Origin of the sequence: Sinorhizobium fredii (assembly GCF_002944405.1) — a bacterium.
GTDB lineage: Bacteria > Pseudomonadota > Alphaproteobacteria > Rhizobiales > Rhizobiaceae > Sinorhizobium > Sinorhizobium fredii_C.
In genome coordinates, this window is sequence record NZ_CP024310.1 from 553,166 (window position 1) to 575,190 (window position 22,025).

The window sequence follows — 22,025 nt, forward strand, 5'->3', positions numbered from 1 at the left end:
ATCAGCCGTCGCCCTTGTCGTTCTGGTAGGTGACAGCCGCTTCCGCATGCGCTGCCAAGGTGAAACCGATCGGGCGTTGCTGCTCCTCGGCGAGATGGGCAAGCAGGCCGCCGGCGCGGGCCAGCAGCGGCACCGCCTTGATCATCGCAACCGGAAAATCGAGATCGAGAAGCACGGCGGCGATCGGCATGGAAACGTTCATCACCAGGGGCTTGCCCCAGGCCTCGGCCGCAGCGGCGCGGAAGTTTCGCGCCATGCGGACATGCGGTCCGCTGACGCCGCGCGCGTCCGCGAGTTCGAGGATCCGTTCGGCGCGGGGATCGGTCGGGCGATGCACCGGGTGGCCGAATCCCGGCAGCTTTCCGCCGGCCCTACGGACGTCCTGCAGCATTGCGACGGCGACCAGCTTCGCCTCCTCGCCGGCTGCGACCCGGGCCTGCGCCTCGGCCAGAAACTTGCCGCATCGCTCCGCTGTTCCGACCAGCACAGGGCCGCAGCCGAGAAGACCCGCCGCCAAGGCGCCCTGTAGGGAATCCGGGTCGGCGGCGAGCGTCATGCGCGCCGCCTGTACCGTCGGCATCATGCCGTGCTCGGCGATGCCAATGAGCAGCAGGTCGAGAAAGTAGCGCTGGTTATCCGTCGGCTCCCGCCCGGTCAGCAGCAGGTAGAAATACTCGGTAAAGCTCAGCCGTCCCATGAGATCGCGGCAGAGATCGCGGCCGCGCACCTCAACGCTGTCCGCACTTGCCTGGCAAATGCGGGTGATCGCCTCGTGAGGTTTGCCGATCTGCATGCGGTTCCCTCTGGCGGTGTCTGCGGACGCTGTTGTCCGCGGGGCGCGCTACAGCGATGATAGTAGTTCAAAAAAAGCCGAGGTAAAGCGGCGCACGTTGCGCGCTCGGCGCGTGCAAAGGACGGCTCGCCTCGCGAGCCATCCTCGGAATGGCATCCTTGCCGATGGTCTTCAGACGTTGCGCCGCTTGCCTTCGATCAGGTCGAGCACCGCGCGCGCCGCATCGAGCACATGCGTGCCTGGCCCGAAGACGGCGGAGACGCCGTTCTCAATCAGATACTGATAGTCCTGTCGCGGGATGACGCCGCCGCAGACGACGATGATGTCCTTTCCGCCGCGCTTCTTCAGCGCTTCGGCGAGTTGCGGCATCAGCGTCCTGTGGCCGGCGGCGAGCGAGGAAACGCCGACGACGGTGACCTCCTCGGCAAGCGCCAGTTCGGCCGCCTCGTCCGGCGTCTGGAACAAGGGGCCGGCGACGACATCGAAGCCGATGTCGCCGAAGGCCGAGGCGATCACCTTGGCGCCGCGGTCGTGGCCGTCCTGGCCGAGCTTGGCGACCATGATCTTCGGCTTATGACCAAGCCGTTTTGTGACCTCCCCGAGCCGTCCGGACAGCACGCCGAGCTCCGGGTCGCCCTCATAGGCCTTGCCGTAGATGTCGGTGACGACCTCGGGAATGGCTGCATGGTCGCCGAAGGCCTGCCGCATCGCGTCGGAGATTTCGCCGACGGTGGCGCGCGCCCGTGCCGCCTCGACCGCAGCGCCAAGCAGATTGCCCTTGCCGCTTCTTGCCACTTCGGCCAGCGTTTCCAGCATCTGCTTCACCTTCTGCGAGTCGCGGCGCCGCCTGGTTTCCTCGATCCGTTTGATCTGGGCCGTCCGGACGGCGGCGTTGTCGATCTGGAGAATGTCGATTGGTTCTTCGTTCTCGAGTCGATATTTGTTGACGCCGACGATGACCTCGTCGCCCCGGTCGACCGCCGCCTGGCGGCGGGTTGCCGCCTCTTCGATCAGCCGCTTCGGCAGGCCCGCATTGACCGCCTTGGTCATGCCGCCGAGCGCTTCCACTTCCTCGATCAGCGCCCAGGCCTTTTCGGCAAGCTCGTTCGTGAGACTCTCGACGTAGTAGGAGCCGGCGAGCGGGTCGACGACTTTCGTCACGCCCGTCTCGTGCTGCAGGATCAGTTGCGTGTTGCGGGCGATACGGGCGGAAAACTCGGTCGGCAGCGCAATCGCCTCGTCGAAGGAATTGGTATGCAGCGACTGCGTGCCGCCAAGCACGGCCGACATCGCCTCGAAGGCCGTGCGGATGATGTTGTTATAGGGATCCTGCTCGGCGAGCGAGACGCCGGAGGTCTGGCAATGGGTCCGGAGCATCAGCGAAGATGCCTTCGTCGGCTCGAACTCCTTCATGATCCGCGTCCAGAGAAGGCGCGCGGCGCGCAGCTTCGCGGCCTCCATGAAGAAGTTCATACCGATCGCGAAGAAGAAGGAGAGCCGGCCGGCGAAGTCGTCGACGTTCAGCCCCTTCGCGAGAGCCGCGCGCACATATTCGCGCCCGTCGGCCAGCGTGAAGGCAAGCTCCTGCACCAGCGTCGCGCCGGCCTCCTGCATATGATAGCCGGAGATCGAGATCGAGTTGAATTTCGGCATCTCCTTCGCCGTATATTCGATGATGTCGGCGACGATCCGCATCGAGGGTTCCGGCGGGTAGATGTAAGTGTTGCGAACCATGAACTCCTTGAGAATGTCGTTCTGGATGGTCCCGGAGAGGTTCTCACGCGACACGCCCTGTTCCTCGCCGGCAACGATGAAGGAGGCGAGGATCGGGATCACCGCGCCGTTCATGGTCATCGAGACTGAGATTTTCTCGAGCGGGATGCCGTCGAACAGGATCTTCATGTCCTCGACCGAGTCGATTGCCACCCCCGCCTTGCCGACGTCGCCGACGACGCGGGGGTGGTCGCTGTCATAGCCACGATGGGTGGCGAGGTCGAAGGCGACCGAGACGCCCTGCTGGCCGGCGGCAAGCGCCTTGCGATAGAAGGCGTTCGAGGCTTCCGCCGTGGAGAAGCCGGCATATTGCCGGATCGTCCAGGGGCGGCCGGCATACATGGTGGCACGCGGGCCGCGCAGGAAGGGCTCGAAGCCTGGGAGCGAGTCGAGCACGCCGATGTCCGCGAGGTCGTCGCGCGTGTAGAGCGGTTTGACCTCGATGCCCTCCGGCGTATGCCAAGTGAGGCTTTCGGGGGAGGCCTTCAGCTCCTTCTCGGCGAGGGCTTCCCAGTCTTTGAGGTTTTTGTCAGGCATCGACGCCACTCCGTGCATATGCGTATTTCGCCGCATTTGAGGACACCCCCCCCCTCTGCCCTGCCGGGCATCTCCCCCTCAAGGGGGAAGATAGAGGAGGGACCGTTGCGCGCCACTCCAACTGGTGATGCGCAGTTAAGGCCATCGAAGAGGTGAGTGGCGAGCTCGCGTCTTGCCGATCTCCCCCCCTTGAGGGGGAGATGCCCGGCAGGGCAGAGGGGGTACCTGTACCCACGTCGCGACGATCCCCATCACTCGAACTCCATGATCAGCTCATCCACCGCCAGGCTAGCGCCGGCGGCGATCGCAACGCGCTTCACCGTCGCGCGCTTTTCGGCCCGCAGGATGTTTTCCATCTTCATCGCCTCGACGACGGCGAGCGATTGGCCGGCCTCGACCGCATCGCCGGCCTTCACTGCAATCGAGGTGACGACGCCGGGCATCGGGCAGAGCAGCATCTTCGAGGTGTCCGGCGGCGGCTTCTTCGGCATCAGCCGGGCGAGTTCGGCGACGCGCGGGCTTCTGACCCGGGCGACGACATCGATGCCGCGCCAGCGCAGTCTTAAGCCGGTGCCGGCGAGGTCGACCTTCACATTGATCGGCCGATTGTCGAGCTCGAAGGTGGCGAGCGTGCGGCCGGGAAGCCAGTCGCTGGCGACCGAAATGGCCGGTCCATCGGCGAAACGGATGTAGCCGCCGTCGGCCGAAAGATCCGCAGTCGCCTGGAATTCGCGCTCGGCAAGGTTCACCATCCACTCATGGCCGACGACCCGGCGGGGGTTGCCGATCGTCCCGGAAACCCGGCTGGCGCGCTCCTGCAGCGCCTGATTGATGGTGACGGCGATGGCGGCGAGTTTCATCGCCGATGCCTCGTCCGGCACGACGCCGTGGAAGCCATCGGCGAATTCCTCGGCGATATAGGCGGTCGTCAGCCGTCCCTCGCGGAAGCGGTCCTGCTGCATCACGGCGGAAAGGAACGGCAGGTTGTGGCCGATGCCTTCGACCTCGAAGGCGTCGAGCGCCTCCGCCATCGCCGCGACTGACGCTGCACGATCCGGCCCCCAGGTGCAGAGCTTGGCGATCATAGGGTCGTAGTACATCGAGATCTCGCCGCCCTCGAAGACGCCGGTGTCGTTGCGGATGACCGTGCCATCGTCCTGCCGGCCCTCTGCCGGCGGCCGGTAGCGCGTCAGCCGGCCGATCGAGGGCAGGAAGTTGCGATAGGGGTCCTCGGCATAGAGCCGGCTCTCGATCGCCCAGCCTTCGAGCTTCACGTCGCCTTGGCCGAAGGCGAGCTTCTCGCCGGCGGCGACGCGGATCATCTGCTCGACGAGATCGAGGCCGGTGACGAGCTCCGTCACCGGATGCTCGACCTGCAGGCGGGTGTTCATCTCGAGGAAATAGAAGTTGCGCTCGCCGTCGACGATGAATTCGACCGTGCCGGCCGAGTGATAGCCGACGGCCCTGGCGAGCGCCACCGCCTGCTCGCCCATGGCACGGCGGGTCGTTTCGTCAAGGAATGGCGAGGGGGCCTCCTCGATGACCTTCTGGTTCCGCCGCTGGATCGAGCATTCCCGCTCGCCGAGATAGAGCGTGTTGCCGTGCTTGTCGCCGAGCACCTGGATCTCGATGTGGCGCGGTTCGGTCACGAATTTCTCGATGAAGATGCGGTCGTCGCCAAACGAGCTTTTCGCCTCGTTCTTCGACGACTGGAAGCCTTCGCGCGCCTCGCGCTCGTTCCAGGCAATGCGCATCCCCTTGCCGCCGCCGCCGGCCGAGGCCTTGATCATCACCGGAAAGCCGATCGACGAAGCAATCCGCGCCGCCTCGTCGGCGTCCTCGATCAGGCCCATATGGCCGGGAACGGTGGAAACGCCGGCCTTGGCCGCGATCTTCTTCGAGGTGATCTTGTCGCCCATCGCCTCGATCGCCTTGACCGGCGGGCCGATGAAGGCGACGCCCTCCTTTTCCAACGCCTCGGCGAAGGCGGCGTTTTCGGACAGGAAGCCGTAGCCTGGATGGACGGCGTCGGCACCGGTCTTGCGGATCGCCTCAAGGATCTTGTCGATGACGATGTAGGACTGGCTCGACGGGGACGGGCCGATATGGACGGCCTCGTCCGCCAGGCGCACATGCATGGCGTCGCGGTCGGCGTCGGAATAGACGGCGACGGTCGCAATCCCGAGCTTCCTGGCGGTCTTGATGACGCGGCAGGCGATTTCGCCGCGATTGGCGATGAGGATTTTCTTGAACATCCGTTTCCCTTTGAACTCTTTCGGTCGCGTCATCGCCTGAATTTTCTGAAATAGGGCAGCAAGCCGATCGCGGCACCCGCGGCGGCGCCGACAAGGGCGAAGGGCGCAAGCACCGTCGCTGCGGCAAGCAACGGGTCGGTGGAGCGCGCCACCAGCGTGCCGATCGAGCCGATGTCGAGCATCATCAGCGTGCCGACAGCGACCGCCCCGGCGACGAGCCCGGAGAGGGTGCTCATCGCCAGATGCCGCAGCAAGCGGCGGTGACCGCGGCCGGCGGCGTTGGGCGTCATCCGAACCTGCAGTTTCTGCCCCATGGTGTCCATCAAAGCGGAATCGTATCGTGCTTGCGCCAGCGGGTCTCCACCTGCTTGTTGCGAAGCGAGGCGAAGGCGCGGGCGATGCGGCGGCGCGAGGAGTGCGGCATGATCACCTCGTCGATAAAGCCGCGCTCTGCGGCGACAAAGGGATTGGCGAAGCGCTCCTCGTACTCCTTCGTGCGCGCCGCGATCTTCTCCGAATCGCCGAGTTCGGAGCGATAGAGGATCTCGGTCGCGCCCTTGGCGCCCATCACGGCGATCTCGGCCGTCGGCCAGGCATAGTTGACGTCGGCGCCGATATGCTTCGAGGCCATGACGTCATAGGCGCCGCCATAGGCCTTGCGAGTGATCAGCGTCACCATCGGCACCGTCGCCTGGCTGTAGGCGAACAGGAGCTTGGCGCCGTGCTTGATGACGCCGCCATATTCCTGGGCGGTGCCGGGCAAGAAGCCGGGCACGTCGACGAGCGTCAGGATCGGGATCGAGAAGGCGTCGCAGAAGCGCACGAAGCGCGCGGCTTTCCGCGAGGAATCGATGTCGAGGCAGCCGGCGAGCACCATCGGCTGGTTGGCGACGACACCGACTGTCTGGCCTTCCAGGCGGATGAAGCCGGTGATGATGTTGCGGGCGAAATCCGCCTGCAGCTCGAAGAAGTCACCCTCGTCGGCAACGGCGAGGATCAGCTCCTTCATGTCGTAGGGCTTGGCGGCGCTTTCCGGAATGAGGCTGTCGAGCCGCATCTCGAGGCGTGCAGGGTCGTCATGGAAGGGCCGCACCGGCGGCTTCTCGCGGTTGTTCAATGGCAGGAAATCGAACAGCAGCCGTACCTGTTCGAGCGCCTCGATGTCGTTCTCATAGGCGCCGTCGGCGACCGAGGATTTGGTCGTGTGGGTACGGGCACCGCCGAGTTCCTCCGCCGTGACGATCTCGTTCGTCACCGTCTTCACCACATCCGGCCCGGTCACGAACATGTAGGATGAGTCGCGCACCATGAAGATGAAGTCGGTCATCGCCGGCGAATAGACGGCGCCGCCGGCGCAGGGCCCCATGATCACCGAGATCTGCGGGACGACGCCGGAGACCTCGGCATTTCGGCGGAACACCTCGGCATAGCCGGCGAGCGAGGAGACGCCTTCCTGGATGCGGGCGCCGCCGCTGTCGTTGAGACCGATCACCGGGGCGCCGTTGCGAGCCGCCATGTCCATGACCTTGCAGATCTTCTGGGCGTGGGTCTCGGAGAGCGAGCCGCCGAGCACGGTGAAGTCCTGGGAAAACACATAGACCTGGCGGCCGTTGATCGTGCCCCAGCCGGTGACGACGCCGTCGCCGGCGACCTTCTGGTTGGCCATGCCGAAATCGACGCAACGATGCGTCACATACATGTCGTACTCTTCGAAGGAGTCTTCGTCGAGCAGCACGTCGATGCGCTCGCGCGCCGTCAGCTTGCCCTTGCCGTGCTGAGCGGCAATGCGCTTCTCGCCGCCGCCGGCGCGTGCCTCGGCCCGCCGGGCCTCGACCTGTTCAAGTATGGCGCGCATCGCTCTCCTCCTGTTTTTTGCTGATTGTGCAGAGGCTTCGCTCCTGCATATCAACTCAAATCCTAGCGGATTTAAAGAAACATGCAGCAATTCAAAAGTGCTATGGCGACGCTTACGCGTCTGATCGGACGCGCGGCGCTGCAGGATGGCAATAGCGCCGAAGGTCGGATGGTAAAACGGCCGATGATGTGCAAAGGTGGAATATAGAAACTTGTAAACCGCAAATTGCGAAGTTGCGAAATGGCGATCGGCAAGCTCTATATCGGCCGCAAGGTCAGGGAAGTCAGGGAAGCAAACCGCGCCACCCAGGGCCAGTTCGCCGAGCGGATCGGCATCTCGACGAGCTACCTCAACCAGATCGAGAACAATCAGCGCCCGGTCTCGGCGGCGGTGCTCCTGGCGCTGGCGGAGAAATTCCAGATCGATATCGCCGAACTCTCCACCGGCGAGGGTGACCGGCTGCTATCGGCGCTTACGGAAGCGCTCAGCGACCCGCTGTTCGAGACCTATGCGCCGAGCCTCCAGGAACTCAAGCTGATCAGCCAGAACGCGCCGGGACTAGCGCATGCGCTGATCAAGTGCCACCAGGCCTATCGCCGCAACAGCGAACAGCTCGCCAGCATCGACGACACGATCGGCCGCAACGCTTCCTTCGTCGAGACCACCCCCTACGAGGAAGTGCGCGACTTCTTCCATTTCGTCGACAACTACATCCACGAGATCGACACTCTGGCCGAGCGCCTGGCGGGCGAACTCCGCCTGGGAGAGGGCGACAGTCACGCCGCGCTCACAAGCTATCTCGAACAGCGGCACGGCGTGCGCGTCGTGCGGGGCGCCGCCGGCGACGAGGCGATCCGCCGCTTCGATCCGCGCGCCCGTATTCTGACCTTGAATCCCTACGCCCCGCCGCCGACGCGCGACTTCCAGCTGGCGCTGCAGATCGCCCAGCTTCACGCCCGCGAGGAGATCGATCGGGTGGCGGGAAGCGCCGGCTTCCGCACCGAGGAGGCCCATGAAATCTGTCGCATCGGCCTGCAGAATTATTTCGCAGGCGCGCTGATCCTGCCCTACCAGACATTCCTCAAGGCGGCGCGCGAGCTGCGCCATGATATCGAACTCATCGCCGCCCGGTTCGGCGCCTCGCTGGAACAGGTCTGCCACCGGCTGTCGACCTTGCAGCGGCCGGGCCAGAAGGGCATTCCGATCTTCTTCGCCCGCATCGACCGGGCCGGCAACATCACCAAGCGCCACAGCGCCGCCAAGCTGCAATTCGCCCGTTTCGGTGCGGCCTGCCCGCTCTGGAACGTCCATCAGGCCTTCGAGGCGCCCGGCCGGATCATCCGCCAGCTCGCCGAGACGCCCGACGGCGTGCGCTACCTGTGTCTCGCCACCCAGATCACCAAGGGCGGCGGCGGCTACCGCGCCGCCCATCCGCGCTATGCGCTGGCGCTCGGCTGCGAGATCTCCTATGCCGACGCCTTCGTCTATGCGGACGACCTCGATCTCGGCAACCGTGCCGCCTTCGATCCGATCGGCATCTCCTGCCGCATCTGCGACCGCACCAAATGCGCGAGCCGCGCCGTCCCTCCGCTGAAGCGCAAGTTGATCGTTGACCATGACATGCGCGGCTCTCTGCCGTATCGTTTGAGTGAGAGCTGATCTGCCTCGTCTCGCAGGTCTGTTCGATTTTGAACAGATGCTGTGAGAATTTGCGTCTGTGCCTGTGCGAGATTTGATGTAACTACAGCGCCATATCGTCAATATGCCGGTCAGGGAGGACATGCATATGGATTTTCGCCTGTCGGAGGAGCAGGAAGCCATCCGCGCGATGGCGCTCGATTTCGCCTGCGACGAGCTCGCGCCCCACGCGATCGACTGGGACCAGCAGAAGCATTTTCCGGTGGAGACGCTGCGCGCCGCCGCCGCCCTCGGCATGGCGGGCATCTATGTCCGCGACGACGTCGGCGGCACGGGGCTCACGCGCCTCGACGCCGCGATGATCATTGAGGCGCTGGCGACCGGCTGCCCGGCGATCGCCTCCTTCGTATCGATCCACAATATGTGCGCCGGCATGATTGATCGCTACGGGACCGAGGAGCAGCGTCAGCGGCTGCTGCCGCGGCTGCTCACCATGGAAATCCTGGCGAGCTATTGCCTGACCGAGCCCGGTTCCGGCTCGGACGCGGCGGCGCTGAAGACCAAGGCCGTGCGTGACGGCGACGCCTACCTGCTCACCGGGCAGAAGCAGTTCATTTCCGGGGCCGGCGAATCCGGCTTCTACATCGTCATGGCGCGCACCGGCGAAGAGGGGCCGAAGGGCATTTCCGCCTTCGTCGTCGACAAGGAGACGCCCGGTCTGACCTTTGGCGCCAACGAGAAGAAGATGGGCTGGCACGCCCAGCCGACGCGGGCGGTGATGCTCGACAACGTCCGCGTTCCGGCCGAGAACCGCCTGGGCGCCGAGGGCCAGGGCTTCAGGATCGCCATGGCAGGGCTCGATGGCGGTCGCCTCAACATCGCCGCCGCCTCGCTCGGAGGTGCACAGGCCGCCTTCGACAAGGCGCTCGCCTATGTCCAGGAGCGCCGCGCCTTCGGAAGAGCGATCGGCGAATTCCAGGCGCTGCAGTTTCGCCTCGCCGACATGGCGACCGATCTGGAAATCGCCCGCACCTTCCTCTGGCGTGCGGCCTCGGCCCTCGATTCGGGTGACCCGGAGGCGACCAAGCTCTGCGCCATGGCCAAACGTTTCGTCACGGATCGCTGCTTTGCTGTCGCCAACGAAGCGCTGCAGCTGCACGGCGGCTACGGCTATCTCGCCGATTACGGCGTCGAGAAGATTGTCAGGGACCTAAGGGTGCACCAGATACTCGAAGGAACGAACGAGATCATGCGGCTGATCGTGTCGCGCGCCGTCATGGGACGGAAATAGGAAGGACACTTCATGGAGATGCAGACCGCTCAACCGGAGGTCATCGTCGAACGTCAAGGCGCGATCGGCAGGCTCCGGCTCAACCGGCCGCGCGCGCTGAACAGCCTCAACCTGGCGATGATTCGGGCGATCGACGCGGCGCTCACCGAATTCGAGGATGATCCGGCCATCGCCGCCGTTCTCGTCACTGGCGAGGGCGAGCGCGGGCTTTGTGCTGGCGGCGATATCCGCATGATCTACGAGAGCGGCCGCGAACGCCCGCAGGAGGGAGCGCAATTCTGGCGCGAGGAGTTCATCGTCAACAGCCGCATTGCCGCCTATGGCAAGCCCTATGTCGCCATCATGGACGGCATCGTCATGGGCGGCGGGGTCGGCATCTCCTCCCATGGCAGCCACCGCATCGTCACCGAGAAAACGCGCTTCGCCATGCCCGAGACCGGCATCGGCTATTTCACCGATGTCGGGGCGACATGGCTCCTGCCGCGGGCGCCGGGCGAATTCGGCACCTATCTCGGTCTCACCGGCCGCGACGTTGGGGCTGCGGCGGCGATCTACGCGCGGCTTGCCGACAGTTTCGTTTCGTCGGAGAAGCTCGATCAGCTGATTGGCTCTCTCGTCGGGCTTTCGCCGTCCGCCACTGCCGAGGATGTTTCGGCCGCGATCCGCGCCGTGTCAAGCGAGGCGCCAGCCTCGGCGCTGCTCGCGCACATTGCCCTCATCGACCGCTGCTTCGCCTTTGACACGGTCGAGGAAATCTTGGCGGCACTGGAAAAGGACGGTTCGGACTTCGCCCGCGAGACGCTTGCCCTCCTGAAGACGCGCTCGGCGATCAGCCTGAAACTCACCCTTTCGCTGCTGCGGGCCGGCCGCGAGAGCGTGACGCTGAACGACTGCCTCGAGCGGGAATATGCGGGCTGTGTCGCCATGCTGTCGAACCCGGATTTCTACGAAGGCGTGCGCGCCGCGGTGATCGACAAGGACCGCAATCCGAAGTGGTCGGTCGGGCTCAAGGAGGCCACGCCGCAGATGCTTGCGCGCTTCGGGAACTTTAACGGCGCGCCGCTTTTTGCCGGTGGCTGACGCGGCCGCGCCAATCGCTGGGCCATGGGACGTGAGTTGAGGAGGAGGAGAGACAAGATGACCAAGATCGCCTTTATCGGGCTTGGCAATATGGGCGGCCCGATGGCCGCCAACCTGGTGAAGGCGGGACACGCCGTCACCGGCTTCGACCTGTCGGAGGCCTCGCGCAACGCGGCCGCCAAGTCGGGCGTTTCCGTGGGCGGATCGATCTCCCAGGCGGTGCGCGAAACCGAATGCGTCATCACCATGCTGCCGGCCGGATCGCATGTCATCTATGTCTGGGACGAGCTGCTCGGCTTCGTCGATCCGGGCACGCTGATCATCGACAGTTCGACGATCGACGTCGAAAGCGCCCGCAAGGTCCACGGTTTTGCCGACAAGGCCGGTTGCCCATCGCTCGATGCGCCGGTTTCCGGCGGCACCGCCGGTGCGGCCGCCGGAACGCTGACGTTCATGGTCGGCGGCAGCGACGGGGCCTTTTCCCGCGGCAAGCACCTTCTCGAAGCGATGGGCAAGAAGATCGTCCATTGCGGCGATGCCGGTGCCGGCCAGGCCGCCAAGATCTGCAACAACATGATCCTCGGCGTCTCGATGGCGGCGGTCTGCGAAGCCTTCGTGCTCGCCGAGCGGCTCGGCCTGTCGCACCAGGCGCTCTTCGACGTCGCCTCCACCTCCTCCGGCCAGTGCTGGTCCCTGACCAGCTATTGCCCGGTGCCCGGACCCGTGCCGGCCTCGCCGGCCAACAACGACTATAAGCCCGGCTTCATGGCGAGCCTGATGCTGAAAGACCTGATGCTGGCCCAGCAGGCGGCGAGCGCGAGCGGCGCGACGACGCCGTTGGGCGCCCAGGCGGCGCAGCTCTACAGCCTGTTCGAGAAGCTCGGCCATGGGGCCGAGGATTTCTCGGGGCTGATCCGCATGTTGCGTGGGACGGAGGAGGCGAAGAGCGGGTAGTAATGCTCACGCATTTAGGAGCACACAGGTGGCTGTTGCCCCCTCTGCACTGCCGGGCATTAGCGTGGAGAGAGGCGGCACTTTAAGCCCTTGCCCAATCTGCGGAGTGGCCGACGGGCGAAAGCGCAGATCCTTGCCGATCTCCACCCTTTTGGGGGAGATGCCCGGCAGGGCAGAGGGGTATCGCCCTCGACTCAGAGCTTTACTTCGCGGGGAGATTCCCCAGTGGATCCAGTCGAGGTCGCTGTCGCTTCGCCGGCTTTACATCTGCACCGTCATGCCGCCGTCGACCGTCAGCGTGATGCCGTTGACGAAGCTTGCTGCGGGCGAGGCGAGGAAGACGGCGGCGGGCGCAATTTCTTCCGGCCGGCCCCAGCGTTTCAACGGAATGCGCACTTCGACAAAGGCCTGAAGCGCCGGATCGGCGGCGAGATGGGCATTGGTCTCGGTCGAGAACCAGCCCGGCGCGATCGCATTGACGGTGAGATTGTCGGGACCGTGCTCGACCGCAAGTGATCGGGTGAGCGCCGAAAGCCCGCCCTTTGCCGCCGTATAGGCCGGGTCGCCGGCGCGGGCGGCAAAGGCGGCGATCGAGGTGACGAAGATCAGCCGGCCGGCCGTGGAACGCTTGAGGAGCGGAAGGGCTGCTCTTGCGACGGCGTAGGCCGCAGTGAGGTCGGTGTTCAGGAGCTGCGCAAAGTCCTCCGGCTCCATTGCCTCGGTGCCGCGCCTGTCGCGCTCGCCGACCGCATGAATGAGGATATCAAGCTGGCCGGTCTTGGCGATCGCCTGGGCGAGGATGGGTCCGACATCGCGCGTGATATCGCCTGGCGCGATACCGATCGCAATGCCTTCGCTGGCAAGCCGCTCGCACACCTCTTCGAGGTTTTGCCGGCTGCGGCCGTTGATCACCGTCCAGGCGCCCGCCCTTGCCAGCGCTTTCGCCATTTCCAGCCCGAGCCCGCGGCCGCCGCCTGTGACAAGCGCTGTCTTGCCGGTGAGATCGAACATCGCTTGCCCTCGTCGCTCGTGGAGCCATCGATCCATGGGGTGGCTCCTTCGTCCCGAGGGACATTTGCAGCGAAGGGTTCTTTACGCAAGTGTTGCCGTGAACGCGTCGCGACACACATCCGGCAAGGCGATGGCCTTGCCGGATGTGTCAGCCCTCAGGAGAAGCAAACGCTGCCGAAAGCACCAATCAGCTGGAGCCCAGAACATAGCGGCGGTTGCCGGCAACCGCCGGCCGCGCGTTCATCGAGTAGAGCGCCGTGAACTTCTTGATGTCGGCCGAATCGACCTCGATCGGTTCCATCGCCACCATCCAGTCGACGATCTCGCTGCAGGGCGGGGTGGTGAGCGATCCCTCATAGGCCCAGTATTTGAGCGAGGTGGGCAGTAAGCCCTTCGGGTCGACGGCGTCGAGCGCTACCTCTTCGCCGGCCTTCTGCGGGAATTTGGCGGCGACGCTGGCGAAGGTCTCGTTGCGGGCGCCGGGAACCATGAACACGCCTAGGACACCGAGTTCGCCGGTCTCGGCGTGCTTGTGGACGAAATGCACTTCCATCGGGAAGCCCTTGCCGTCGACGAGATGCTCGCTCGGCGCGTGGAAGTGGTACTGCACCAGTTCGTAGGTCTTGTCGCCGCGCTTGAGCGTGCCGCCGGCCGCCTTCACCTGGATCGTATGGCCGTTGTTGAGGATCGTGCCGCCGCTCTTCCAGTCGGTCGCGAGGTCCGGGATATCGGCCTTGATCGCGCCCGTGATGTCGATCGGCGATTGCTGCGAGCCGGCCGAGCAGGCACTGTTCTCCTTGCCCAGGGAGCCCCAATGCTCCGGGCCCTCTTCGCCTTCATAGCCCCAATGTACGCCTTCGGCGGCGTAGGCCGTCTTGACGCAGAGCGGGCAAGCGGCAAGCAAGGCCAGGCCCCGGAGGAATTCACGCCTTTCCATTCTTATTCCCTTTCGAATATTCGCGAGCGGATGCGCCCGCGGGGACGGGATGTTGTGCTTGCAAACCTGTCCAACAACTGTCCGAAACGCCGCAGCTCAAAATGGCTGCGCGAAACGGATATCGCCTGCGGGATTCGCCTGTTCGGGGAGGAGGATCTGGCATTCCGCCGGCGGCCGCCCAGGCCGACACTCTTCGAAAAGTTCGCCATTTACTTGTGCTCCAACTGCGCAGAAAATAGGCGGATGGGAGGGAGCCTTCGACGCGCCTCTCGCAAACCGCGCCCGAACCGCTTTCGCCCGCTGACACATGGAGGGGGAAGGGGCAAAATGTACGCGGTTTTCCACCTGTATCCCGCTCTAGCCACTGGGAAATGATCACGCAGGCTTCGGTTGCGAAGACCGGCCCGAGGCGTGATCCAAGGGAGGAAAGCCATGAGGCGAGTTTTGCTCTCCGCGGTCTCGGCCGCGGCGTTATCAGTTGGCGTCACGTCTGCATTCGCGCAATCGGGCAGCGTGGAAAAGGCCGTCGGCGGCTACAATTTCGATGACGCCGCCAAGGAAGCACCGGAAACTAAGAACTTCCATTCCGCGGACGGTCGTCTGACCTTTGCGATCGTCACGCACACGGCCGGCAACGGCTTTTTCGATCCGGTCTATGTCGGTGCAAAGGTGGCCGGCAACATGATCGGCGCCGATATCCTGCTGCTCGGCTCCGAATCGCCGGTGGACGACCCGGCCCGCGAAATCGAGATTCTTAATCAGATCGTCCGTGATCCGAAAATCGACGGCATTATTATGACGACGCCGCAGGTCGGCGCCTATAACGACATCGTCAAGGCGGCCGAGGCGGCCGGCATTCCGGTCGCCACCACCAATTCGTTCGATGGAACGCTCCTCAACCGCAGCGGCATCAGCCACACCGGCCAGGATGCCTCGGCGGCGGCGATCGGCGGCGAGGCGCTTGCCAAATGCGTGCTCGACAGCGGCAAGACCAGCGGCTCGATCCTGCTGCCGTCATCGACCGCCATGGGCAATATCGAGGTGAACAACCGCGTCACCGCCGCCTTCAACGCGATCGTCAAGACGCTGAAGGACGCCGGCAAGCTCGAGGCCTTCAAGGTCGATGCCGGGCCGGAGAATGTCGGCATCGACACGAACCCGAACGATCCGGTCAATGCACTGGTGACGCTCTTCGAATCCCGCGGCGACGTCGTCGGCGCCTTCACAGCCAACAACGTCTTCACGCCGCCGCTCGTCAAGGCGGTGGAGCAGATGGGCTGGACGAGCAAGTTTTGCGCCTTCGGCTTCGACCTCGGCCCGGCACAGCAGGAAGGCATCGCCGCCGGCAACCTGACCGGCTCGCTCGGCCAGCAGCCCTTCCTCCAGGGCTTCTGGCCGGTCATGCAGCTCTATCTGCAGATCGACCGCGGCATCTCGGCCGCCAATCTCGACACGCGCGCCCAGCTCGTGACGAAGGAGAATGTCGCCAAGGTCGGCAAGCGATTCGAGAACTGAGCGCGAAGTCCGGCGCGATGAAGAGCGGATGATGGCGGCGCTGCACCCCCCTCTCACCTGCCGGCCATCTCCCCCACAAGGGGTGAGAACGCCTGAGGCACGCCCGGTGCCGCCATCAGAGGGCCGTCCATGCCGCACCGTGCCGTTTGTGCGGCTGACTCGCCGCGAGTCGATCTCCCCCCTTGGGGACCCTCGGTTGCGGCGGCCTGACCCGCATGCGAGGAGCACGCGGAAGAAGCCGCCATGATACCGACCGCAACGACATCGCTCGGCCGCGCACCCTTCCAACTCGCGGGTAGCTGGGAGGGTGGGCTGCTGATCTTCATCGCACTGCTCTATCTTGCCGGAGCGGCCGTCAACCCCGCATTTTTCGGTTCGACCGAGGGCCTCCATGCGCTTCTTCGCGACACCTCCCGCGTCGGGATCATCGCCGTCGGGATGACCTTCGTCATCGTCAACAAGGATCTCGACCTCTCCGTCGGCTCGATCTACGGGCTGATCGCCGTCGTCTTCGCGAGGCTCTTCGCGTCGAGCTTTCTCGATCTCGGCATCGTCGCGGCCATCGTCCTCTGCCTGCTCCTTGGCGCCGCGATCGGCCTTCTCAACGGCGTGCTCGTCACACTCCTCAAAGTCCCGGCCTTCATCGCCACGCTGACGATGCTGTTCATCGGCCGCGGCTTCGTGCTGGCGCTGACGCATGGCCAGGCGATTTACTATTCGGGCAAGGCGAGGGAATATCCGACTTTCTTTCATCTGGGCGAGACGAATGGTTTTGGCTTCAACAACCAGATCGCCATCTTCGCCATCGCCGCAACGGTGGGGGCGATCGTGCTTGGCAAAACGCGGTGGGGATACGAGACCTTCGCCACCGGCGGCAACGAACAGGCTGCCGTCTATGCCGGTATCCCGGCGAATTGGGTGCGGATTCGCGCCTATCTGATCTCGTCGCTCTCGGCGACCGTCGCCGCTCTGTTGGCGGCCGCGCAGGACAAGGGCGTCACGCCGCTCTATGGCGTCAGCTGGGAACTGACCGTGATCGCCTCGGTGATCATCGGCGGCGCCTCGATCCTCGGCGGCCGCGGCCGGGTCGTCGGCTCCTGCCTCGGCGCGGCCCTCGTCGTGCTCATCGACAAGGTGCTACGCGAAGGCTGGCCGATCACCCGTACCGTTGTCATCGACGGCGAAAGCATTGCGGTCAGCGCCCGCTATACGCTGCCAGCGGGCGCGGTGCTGGTCTTTCTCGGCCTGCTACTCGTCGCCGCCGTGCTCATCGAACCCTATCTCATTCGCCGCCAGGTGCTTGCCCGCTTCTGGGCCTGGCTGCGCCGACGGCCGCCGCCCGCGGCCATGGAGATTGGCGGCGTCGCGCTCGAAGGCGTACAGACCAAGGGAGCGATGGCGGCGGACATGGCGCTGTCGGCGATCGGGTTCGGCAAGTTCCTGGCGCGTCGCGATGCGCTCGCCATCATACTTGCAGCTGTCTTGTGGCTGACGGGGCTGGCGCTCCGGCCCGACTATTGGTGGAATCTCTCCAACACATTCGCCATCCTGCTCAATTATACGGAGCTGGCGCTGATCACCATCGGGCTCACCTATGTGATCGCCGCCGGGGACATCGACCTCTCGGTCGGCGCGGTCCTCGCCCTTGCCGGCAGTACGGCCGCCTATTTCCTGAAGGTGCTCGGCGCCGATCCAATGACGGCGATCGCCATGGGGCTCGTCGCCGGCATGGCCGCCGGGCTCGTCAACGCCACCTTGACCGTCGGTCTCAAATTGCCCTCCTTCATCGCCACGCTTGGCATGTTCTACATCGCCCGTGGTCTCGCCGCCTGGTTCGTCGCTGGGCAGCAATTGACCGGCTGGACGGAGGCCTACAATCTGATCGGCCGCAAGGTTAGCGACGTGCTCCTCTACTTCGGCGTCTCGCTGCAACCGGGCATCATCCGGACCGTCGCGGAGGTCGTCAGCGTCCAGACCGTCTGGATGTTCCTCGTCTCCATCGTCGCCGGCATCGTGCTCGCCTATACACCGTTTGGCCTGAAGGTCTGCGCGACCGGCGGCAATCAGCGGGCCGCCGCCTACGCCGGCATCAACACCAACCGCATACGCTTCCTCTCGTTGATGCTGGCTGCGCTCTGCGCGACCATGGCCGGGCTGATCAACGTCGCCTATTTCCGCAGCTTCAATCCGGTCGCCGGGCAGTTCCGCGAGCTCGACGCCATCGCTTCGGTGATCATCGGCGGCGGGTCGATCTTCGGCGGCCACGGGACGATGATCGGCGCGCTCGCCGGGGCGGCCGTCATCACGCTGATTCGGGCGCTGCTGCAGCTGAACGTCCAGGGCTTTACGATGCCGCAGCACTGGATCAACGTCTTCATCGGCGTCATCCTGATCGTCGCGGTGCTGATCGACATATGGGTGCGTCAGGCCAACATTCTCGGAACGCTGCGGGCGCGCTTCGCGAGGCGAGCGCCAACAGGAGCGGGCAGTCATGGTTGATACGCAATCGCCCCGGCCGATCGTCGAGATGCGCGGCATCGAAAAGGCCTTCGGGGCCGTACAGGCGCTTCGCAAGGTCGATCTCGTCCTCTATCCCGGAGAAATTCTCGGCCTCGTCGGCGACAACTCGGCCGGCAAGTCGACGTTGATGAAAATCCTCACCGGGGCCTATCAGCGCGATGCCGGCGAAATCCTCGTTGCCGGTCAGCCGGTGCAGTTCAGGAGCCCGCACGAGAGCCGCGACGCCGGCATCGAGATGATCTACCAGGACTTCGCGCTCTGCGGAAATATGGATGTCGGCCAGAACATCTTTCTCGGCCGGTGGCCGCTGAAAGGTCCCTTCGTCGACCGGCGGGCGATGTATGCGGAAGCCGATCGCGTTCTGAAGCGGCTCAAGGTCGACGTCAACTCGGTCTACCAGAAGGTCGAAAGCCTCTCGGGCGGTCGTCAGCAATCCGTGGCGATCGCCCGCGCCATCTCCTTCGAGCCGCGGGTAGTGATCCTCGACGAACCGACCGCCAATCTGTCGGTGATGGCGACTGAGCGGCTGCTCGAAACCATGCTCGAACTGAAGAGGCAAGGCGTTGCCCAGATCATCATCTCGCACCGGCTCATCGACATCTTCGCCGTCGGCGATCGCGTCATGGTGCTGAAGCGCGGCGAATATGTCGGCGACCGCTTTATCAGGAACACTGACGAGCACGAGGTGCTGGAGATCATCGTGTCCGGCACCCAGGACACGGCGCTGACGGCAGACCAGGCAAGAGACCGCCGGTCATAGCATGGACCACAACGGAAACCGCTCCAGGCTTCAGATCAATTGTGCGGTCACGCAGTGGATCGAGTTGTTGCCGTAGCCCAGGCGGTTCCACTCGGCGTGCTCAGGCTGGGTCCGGCCCGCCATGTCGGTGGCGCGCGCCCGCACGATGAGCGGCCCCGTCTCGTCGAGGCGGGTGATCAGTTCCCACCATTGCCACGCGGAGCGCCGCCGTTCGCCGACGAGCCGCGCCTCGCGCCACGGCCCACCGTCCAGGCTGACGTCGACCCTCGCTATGCTGCCGGCGCCCGACCATGCGACACCGCGGATCGCCGTCTCGCCACGCGGCAGGCTCTCGCCTTGAGCGGGCGTTGCGATCAGCGCCCTCACATTCATCAGCGTCACCGGCGCGCGCTCGTCGTGGCCGTTGCGTATCCACTCGTACCAGTACTTTTCCACCTGATAGTGTGCCTCGCAGGGCTTGTCGGTGACGATGATCTCGGTCAGCCATTTCACGGACGCCACAGCGTACCAGCCGGGCACGACCAGCCGCAACGGGTAGCCGTGCGGCGGCGGCAGCGGCTCGCCGTTCATCTCGTAGGCGAGCAGCGCGCCCGCTTCGCGGATCTGGTCGACGGTAAGGCCCCGCTCGAAACTGATCGGCGCATCGTGACCCTCGACGAGCCCGCCGTCGGCGCCGCGGAAGGTGAGTTGCGTTGCGCCGGGTTGCAGCCCGGCCCGTTCGACCACCTCGACCAGGGGCACGCCGGTCCATTCGGCGGTGCTGACGGCGCCCATGCCCCAGGCCTCGCCGGGCACCGCCGGATCGAACAGGCTGCGGCCGTTACCGGCACATTCGAGGGTGACCACAAGGCTCTCGGCATGAAGATTGCGAAGGTCCCGCATGCTCAGGCTCAGGGGTTTTTCGACCAACCCGCCGACCGAGAGGCGGTAGCGCTCGCCATCGAGGTGCGGGATATCGAAATGGTTGCGCAGGTAGAACCGACCGTTGGGCATGACGGCCCCGCCGGCGAGGTCCGGCACCGACGTCTCGCCGTTCAACGGGTAGGCCCGGTGGACGAGAAGTCCCGCCTCGATGGCTTCCTGGCAAGCGTCGGCCGGAGCGAGCAGCGCCGCCGAAATGTCTGCCGGGGGCGCATCGCAGCCGCCACTCGCGACTACCTCCGCGCAGGTCGACGCGGCCATCACTTCCACCTCGCCGACTTGCCGGAACGGCGTTAAGAACGCCTGGAGGGCGGCCTCATCCGCCGCTTCGGCGATGAAGAACAGCGTGTGTGCACCGCGAACGACGGCCTCGCCCTTGATAACGACCCCGTGGCGCGCGGCGCTTGGCCTGCTCAGATGGTTCAGCAACATCCCGCCCATGGCCGGATCGCGCGCGGGGCAGGCTTCGGGCGAGTGCTGATGTCGCACAATGAACAGAGGCATCGGGACCCCCACGCCTTTCGGCAAGGACGAGCATTCGCGGCAATATATCATGCGGCATCTTCGCTTTCGCCGGGTATCGCTGAAAAGCTCCTTTTGGAGGAAGCCTGTCCGCAGCCGGGGCACGCAGTTCCACGCCGGTCACGGGCTATATCGATAATTCCATTCAGTCGCGCACCGGATGTCGAGCTGTTGAACGCCTACTCTCGGACGGTGGCCGATGCGGCCGACCTCATCGGCCCGGCGGGCAGGGATCCGTCTTCGCGATCTCTCCCGACGGGCCGAGTCGTCTGCTGTCTTGACTGGACGCAGGACGGACCTATCCGCAAGTCATCCTGGATCAGAGGGAGTCGCGCTCGGTGCGCAAGTTGGAGACGACGCGCCGGTTCTGCACCTTGCAGGAGCGGTCCGTGCAGTCACGGACCTCGCGCTCGTTGCCGTAACCCTTGGCCCACATGCGGTTGGCATCTACGCCCTTCGAGACGAGATAGGCCATCGCCGCGTCGGCGCGTCTCTGCGACAGCGTTGCCATATTTGCCCCGGACCCGGAATCGTCTGCAAATCCCTGCAGCTTGACCAGCCAACGCGGATTGCTGTTGAGCCAGATCGCCTGCTTGTCCAACGTTGCCATGGCGACGGAGTCGAGCGTGGCCGAGTCCTCCGTGAAGTAGGTCCGTCGGCCGACATTCAGGATGAAGTCCTCTTCGCTGCCGGTCACGACATTCTCGAAGCCGGGCGCCGGATCATTGGTCTGTCCGATCATCGGTGACGCAGTCGGCTCTTCCAACGCCGCGATTTCAGTCGTGTTGCAGGCGGCGAGCGTCAGCAGCATGGCCACGCCAACAAGCAGCCTCGTATATCCGGTCAAAGCAGACATCAAGGTGATATTCCTCATTCGACCGGGCTTGCTTGGCTGACCTGAGCGGCGGCACTTTCAGCCTGGTCGGCAATATGCGGCAGGACTTGCACCGCGGTGCCGATGGGGCAACGCTGATAAAGATCGATTGCGTCTTCGTTGAACATGCGGATGCAGCCGCTGGAGGCATCCTTGCCGATGCTGCCCGGCTCCAGCGTACCGTGCAAACGATAGCCGGTATCGACCCCATCGCGAAGCAGGTACATGGCGCGCGGGCCGAGCGGGTTCTTTGGCGAACCTCCCTCGACCGATTCAGGCAGTTCGGGGTGGCGCTCACGCATTTCCGGCGGCGGCGTCCAGCGTGGCCAGTGCGATTTCCGGTCGATCGTGGCGCGACCATACCATTCGAAGCCCTCTCGGCCGACACCGACGCCATAGCGAATGGCAGTCTTGTTCTCCATGATCAGGTAGAGAAAATGGTGCCTTGTATCGACAACGACGGTGCCAATCGGCTCGCTGCTGAAATATCTGACAACCTGGCGGCGCCACTTCTTGTCGATCTTGGCAAAGTTGGTGCTTCGGAATGTCACACCATCGTCGACGGCGGTGCCGGAAAAATAGGAAGTCGCCGCTGCCAATGTGGGTTTCTGCACCGCCACGGTGCCAAATGACGCTAAACCGCCAAGCACAATATCCCTGCGCGTCCACCCCATCGGCAATATCCCCCGTAAAGCCAAGTAGCGAAGTGGCAGTAAATCAGATTTTTCACCTGCCACAACATAAACCTTCGCCGGATTTCCAAGTAGAACGGCGTTTTGGTCTCTCGTG

Annotated in this window: 17 protein-coding genes; 7 read left to right on the forward strand and 10 right to left on the reverse strand. The window is 64.7% G+C overall.

Annotated elements, in window-relative coordinates; all coding sequences use genetic code 11:
- Position 1 precedes the first annotated feature (1 nt).
- The 5 genes from NXT3_RS26385 to NXT3_RS26405 form a co-directional block, all read right to left on the reverse strand.
- A complete protein-coding gene (locus NXT3_RS26385; protein ID WP_097525780.1) occupies positions 2–793 on the reverse strand; it encodes a citryl-CoA lyase in 792 nt (263 codons plus the stop codon).
- A 171-nt stretch (positions 794–964) separates the two neighbouring features.
- On the reverse strand, positions 965–3,103 hold the full coding sequence (scpA, locus tag NXT3_RS26390) for a methylmalonyl-CoA mutase (protein WP_097525968.1): 2,139 nt from the start codon (positions 3,101–3,103) through the stop codon (positions 965–967).
- A gap of 251 nt (positions 3,104–3,354) precedes the next feature.
- Entirely contained in the window at positions 3,355–5,358 is a 2,004-nt protein-coding gene (locus NXT3_RS26395) for an acetyl-CoA carboxylase biotin carboxylase subunit (RefSeq protein WP_179864746.1), read from the reverse strand.
- Positions 5,359–5,387: 29 nt separating this feature from the next.
- Complete coding sequence (locus tag NXT3_RS26400; RefSeq protein WP_037418984.1) at positions 5,388–5,672, reverse strand: hypothetical protein; 285 nt, start codon at positions 5,670–5,672, stop codon at positions 5,388–5,390.
- 8 nt (positions 5,673–5,680) lie between these two features.
- Positions 5,681–7,213 carry an acyl-CoA carboxylase subunit beta gene (locus NXT3_RS26405; protein ID WP_097525782.1) on the reverse strand — a complete coding sequence of 511 codons (1,533 nt, stop codon included), beginning with the start codon at positions 7,211–7,213 and terminating at the stop codon, positions 5,681–5,683.
- Between the two features lie 240 nt (positions 7,214–7,453).
- Here NXT3_RS26405 and NXT3_RS26410 point away from each other — a divergent pair, with 240 nt between their 5' ends.
- The 4 genes from NXT3_RS26410 (at position 7,454) to mmsB (ending at position 12,176) form a co-directional block, all read left to right on the forward strand.
- Entirely contained in the window at positions 7,454–8,872 is a 1,419-nt protein-coding gene (locus NXT3_RS26410) for a helix-turn-helix domain-containing protein (protein ID WP_097525783.1), read from the forward strand.
- Positions 8,873–8,999: 127 nt separating this feature from the next.
- A complete protein-coding gene (locus tag NXT3_RS26415) occupies positions 9,000–10,142 on the forward strand; it encodes an isobutyryl-CoA dehydrogenase (protein ID WP_179864747.1) in 1,143 nt (380 codons plus the stop codon).
- A 12-nt stretch (positions 10,143–10,154) separates the two neighbouring features.
- Positions 10,155–11,222 (forward strand): enoyl-CoA hydratase/isomerase family protein, encoded by a 1,068-nt coding sequence (locus NXT3_RS26420; RefSeq protein ID WP_104840984.1) that lies wholly within the window; start codon positions 10,155–10,157, stop codon positions 11,220–11,222.
- Positions 11,223–11,279: 57 nt separating this feature from the next.
- A complete protein-coding gene (gene mmsB, locus NXT3_RS26425; RefSeq protein ID WP_037418965.1) occupies positions 11,280–12,176 on the forward strand; it encodes a 3-hydroxyisobutyrate dehydrogenase in 897 nt (298 codons plus the stop codon).
- 261 nt (positions 12,177–12,437) lie between these two features.
- On the opposite strand, the gene NXT3_RS26430 is transcribed toward mmsB, so the two are convergent.
- Complete coding sequence (locus NXT3_RS26430) at positions 12,438–13,187, reverse strand: SDR family oxidoreductase (protein WP_104840985.1); 750 nt, start codon at positions 13,185–13,187, stop codon at positions 12,438–12,440.
- Between the two features lie 187 nt (positions 13,188–13,374).
- Entirely contained in the window at positions 13,375–14,124 is a 750-nt protein-coding gene (locus tag NXT3_RS26435; RefSeq protein ID WP_104840986.1) for a carbonic anhydrase, read from the reverse strand.
- Positions 14,125–14,556: 432 nt separating this feature from the next.
- On the opposite strand from NXT3_RS26435, the gene NXT3_RS26440 reads away from it, so the two are divergent.
- The 3 genes from NXT3_RS26440 to NXT3_RS26450 all read left to right on the forward strand — a co-directional run bounded on the left by NXT3_RS26440 (position 14,557) and on the right by NXT3_RS26450 (position 18,919).
- Positions 14,557–15,639 carry a substrate-binding domain-containing protein gene (locus tag NXT3_RS26440; protein ID WP_104840987.1) on the forward strand — a complete coding sequence of 361 codons (1,083 nt, stop codon included), beginning with the start codon at positions 14,557–14,559 and terminating at the stop codon, positions 15,637–15,639.
- A 243-nt stretch (positions 15,640–15,882) separates the two neighbouring features.
- Positions 15,883–18,138 carry an ABC transporter permease gene (locus NXT3_RS26445; protein WP_104840988.1) on the forward strand — a complete coding sequence of 752 codons (2,256 nt, stop codon included), beginning with the start codon at positions 15,883–15,885 and terminating at the stop codon, positions 18,136–18,138.
- Positions 18,131–18,919 carry an ATP-binding cassette domain-containing protein gene (locus NXT3_RS26450; protein WP_037419001.1) on the forward strand — a complete coding sequence of 263 codons (789 nt, stop codon included), beginning with the start codon at positions 18,131–18,133 and terminating at the stop codon, positions 18,917–18,919. The genes NXT3_RS26445 and NXT3_RS26450 overlap by 8 nt, the downstream gene beginning before the upstream one ends.
- A 30-nt stretch (positions 18,920–18,949) precedes the next feature.
- Here NXT3_RS26450 and NXT3_RS26455 read toward each other — a convergent pair whose 3' ends face one another.
- The 3 genes from NXT3_RS26455 to NXT3_RS26465 all read right to left on the reverse strand — a co-directional run bounded on the left by NXT3_RS26455 (position 18,950) and on the right by NXT3_RS26465 (position 21,910).
- Positions 18,950–20,344, reverse strand: coding sequence for a sulfite oxidase (locus NXT3_RS26455; protein WP_199773450.1), 1,395 nt, complete (start codon positions 20,342–20,344; stop codon positions 18,950–18,952).
- A gap of 337 nt (positions 20,345–20,681) precedes the next feature.
- The gene (locus NXT3_RS26460; RefSeq protein ID WP_097525790.1) at positions 20,682–21,236 is read right to left on the reverse strand and encodes an OmpA family protein; all 555 of its coding nucleotides are present in this window, start codon (positions 21,234–21,236) and stop codon (positions 20,682–20,684) included.
- Positions 21,233–21,910 (reverse strand): L,D-transpeptidase, encoded by a 678-nt coding sequence (locus NXT3_RS26465; protein ID WP_104840989.1) that lies wholly within the window; start codon positions 21,908–21,910, stop codon positions 21,233–21,235. The genes NXT3_RS26460 and NXT3_RS26465 overlap by 4 nt, the downstream gene beginning before the upstream one ends.
- Positions 21,911–22,025: the final 115 nt, after the last annotated feature.

Bases quoted from the DNA above. Each gene is read 5' to 3' on its own strand.
- NXT3_RS26385 (WP_097525780.1), bottom strand. From the start codon at position 793: ATGCAGATCGGCAAACCTCACGAGGCGATCACCCGCATTTGCCAGGCA.
- scpA (WP_097525968.1), bottom strand. From the start codon at position 3,103: ATGCCTGACAAAAACCTCAAAGACTGGGAAGCCCTCGCCGAGAAGGAG.
- NXT3_RS26395 (WP_179864746.1), bottom strand. From the start codon at position 5,358: ATGTTCAAGAAAATCCTCATCGCCAATCGCGGCGAAATCGCCTGCCGC.
- NXT3_RS26400 (WP_037418984.1), bottom strand. From the start codon at position 5,672: ATGGGGCAGAAACTGCAGGTTCGGATGACGCCCAACGCCGCCGGCCGC.
- NXT3_RS26405 (WP_097525782.1), bottom strand. From the start codon at position 7,213: ATGCGCGCCATACTTGAACAGGTCGAGGCCCGGCGGGCCGAGGCACGC.
- NXT3_RS26410 (WP_097525783.1), top strand. From the start codon at position 7,454: ATGGCGATCGGCAAGCTCTATATCGGCCGCAAGGTCAGGGAAGTCAGG.
- NXT3_RS26415 (WP_179864747.1), top strand. From the start codon at position 9,000: ATGGATTTTCGCCTGTCGGAGGAGCAGGAAGCCATCCGCGCGATGGCG.
- NXT3_RS26420 (WP_104840984.1), top strand. From the start codon at position 10,155: ATGGAGATGCAGACCGCTCAACCGGAGGTCATCGTCGAACGTCAAGGC.
- mmsB (WP_037418965.1), top strand. From the start codon at position 11,280: ATGACCAAGATCGCCTTTATCGGGCTTGGCAATATGGGCGGCCCGATG.
- NXT3_RS26430 (WP_104840985.1), bottom strand. From the start codon at position 13,187: ATGTTCGATCTCACCGGCAAGACAGCGCTTGTCACAGGCGGCGGCCGC.
- NXT3_RS26435 (WP_104840986.1), bottom strand. From the start codon at position 14,124: ATGGAAAGGCGTGAATTCCTCCGGGGCCTGGCCTTGCTTGCCGCTTGC.
- NXT3_RS26440 (WP_104840987.1), top strand. From the start codon at position 14,557: ATGAGGCGAGTTTTGCTCTCCGCGGTCTCGGCCGCGGCGTTATCAGTT.
- NXT3_RS26445 (WP_104840988.1), top strand. From the start codon at position 15,883: ATGATACCGACCGCAACGACATCGCTCGGCCGCGCACCCTTCCAACTC.
- NXT3_RS26450 (WP_037419001.1), top strand. From the start codon at position 18,131: ATGGTTGATACGCAATCGCCCCGGCCGATCGTCGAGATGCGCGGCATC.
- NXT3_RS26455 (WP_199773450.1), bottom strand. From the start codon at position 20,344: ATGCCTCTGTTCATTGTGCGACATCAGCACTCGCCCGAAGCCTGCCCC.
- NXT3_RS26460 (WP_097525790.1), bottom strand. From the start codon at position 21,236: ATGAGGAATATCACCTTGATGTCTGCTTTGACCGGATATACGAGGCTG.
- NXT3_RS26465 (WP_104840989.1), bottom strand. From the start codon at position 21,910: ATGGGGTGGACGCGCAGGGATATTGTGCTTGGCGGTTTAGCGTCATTT.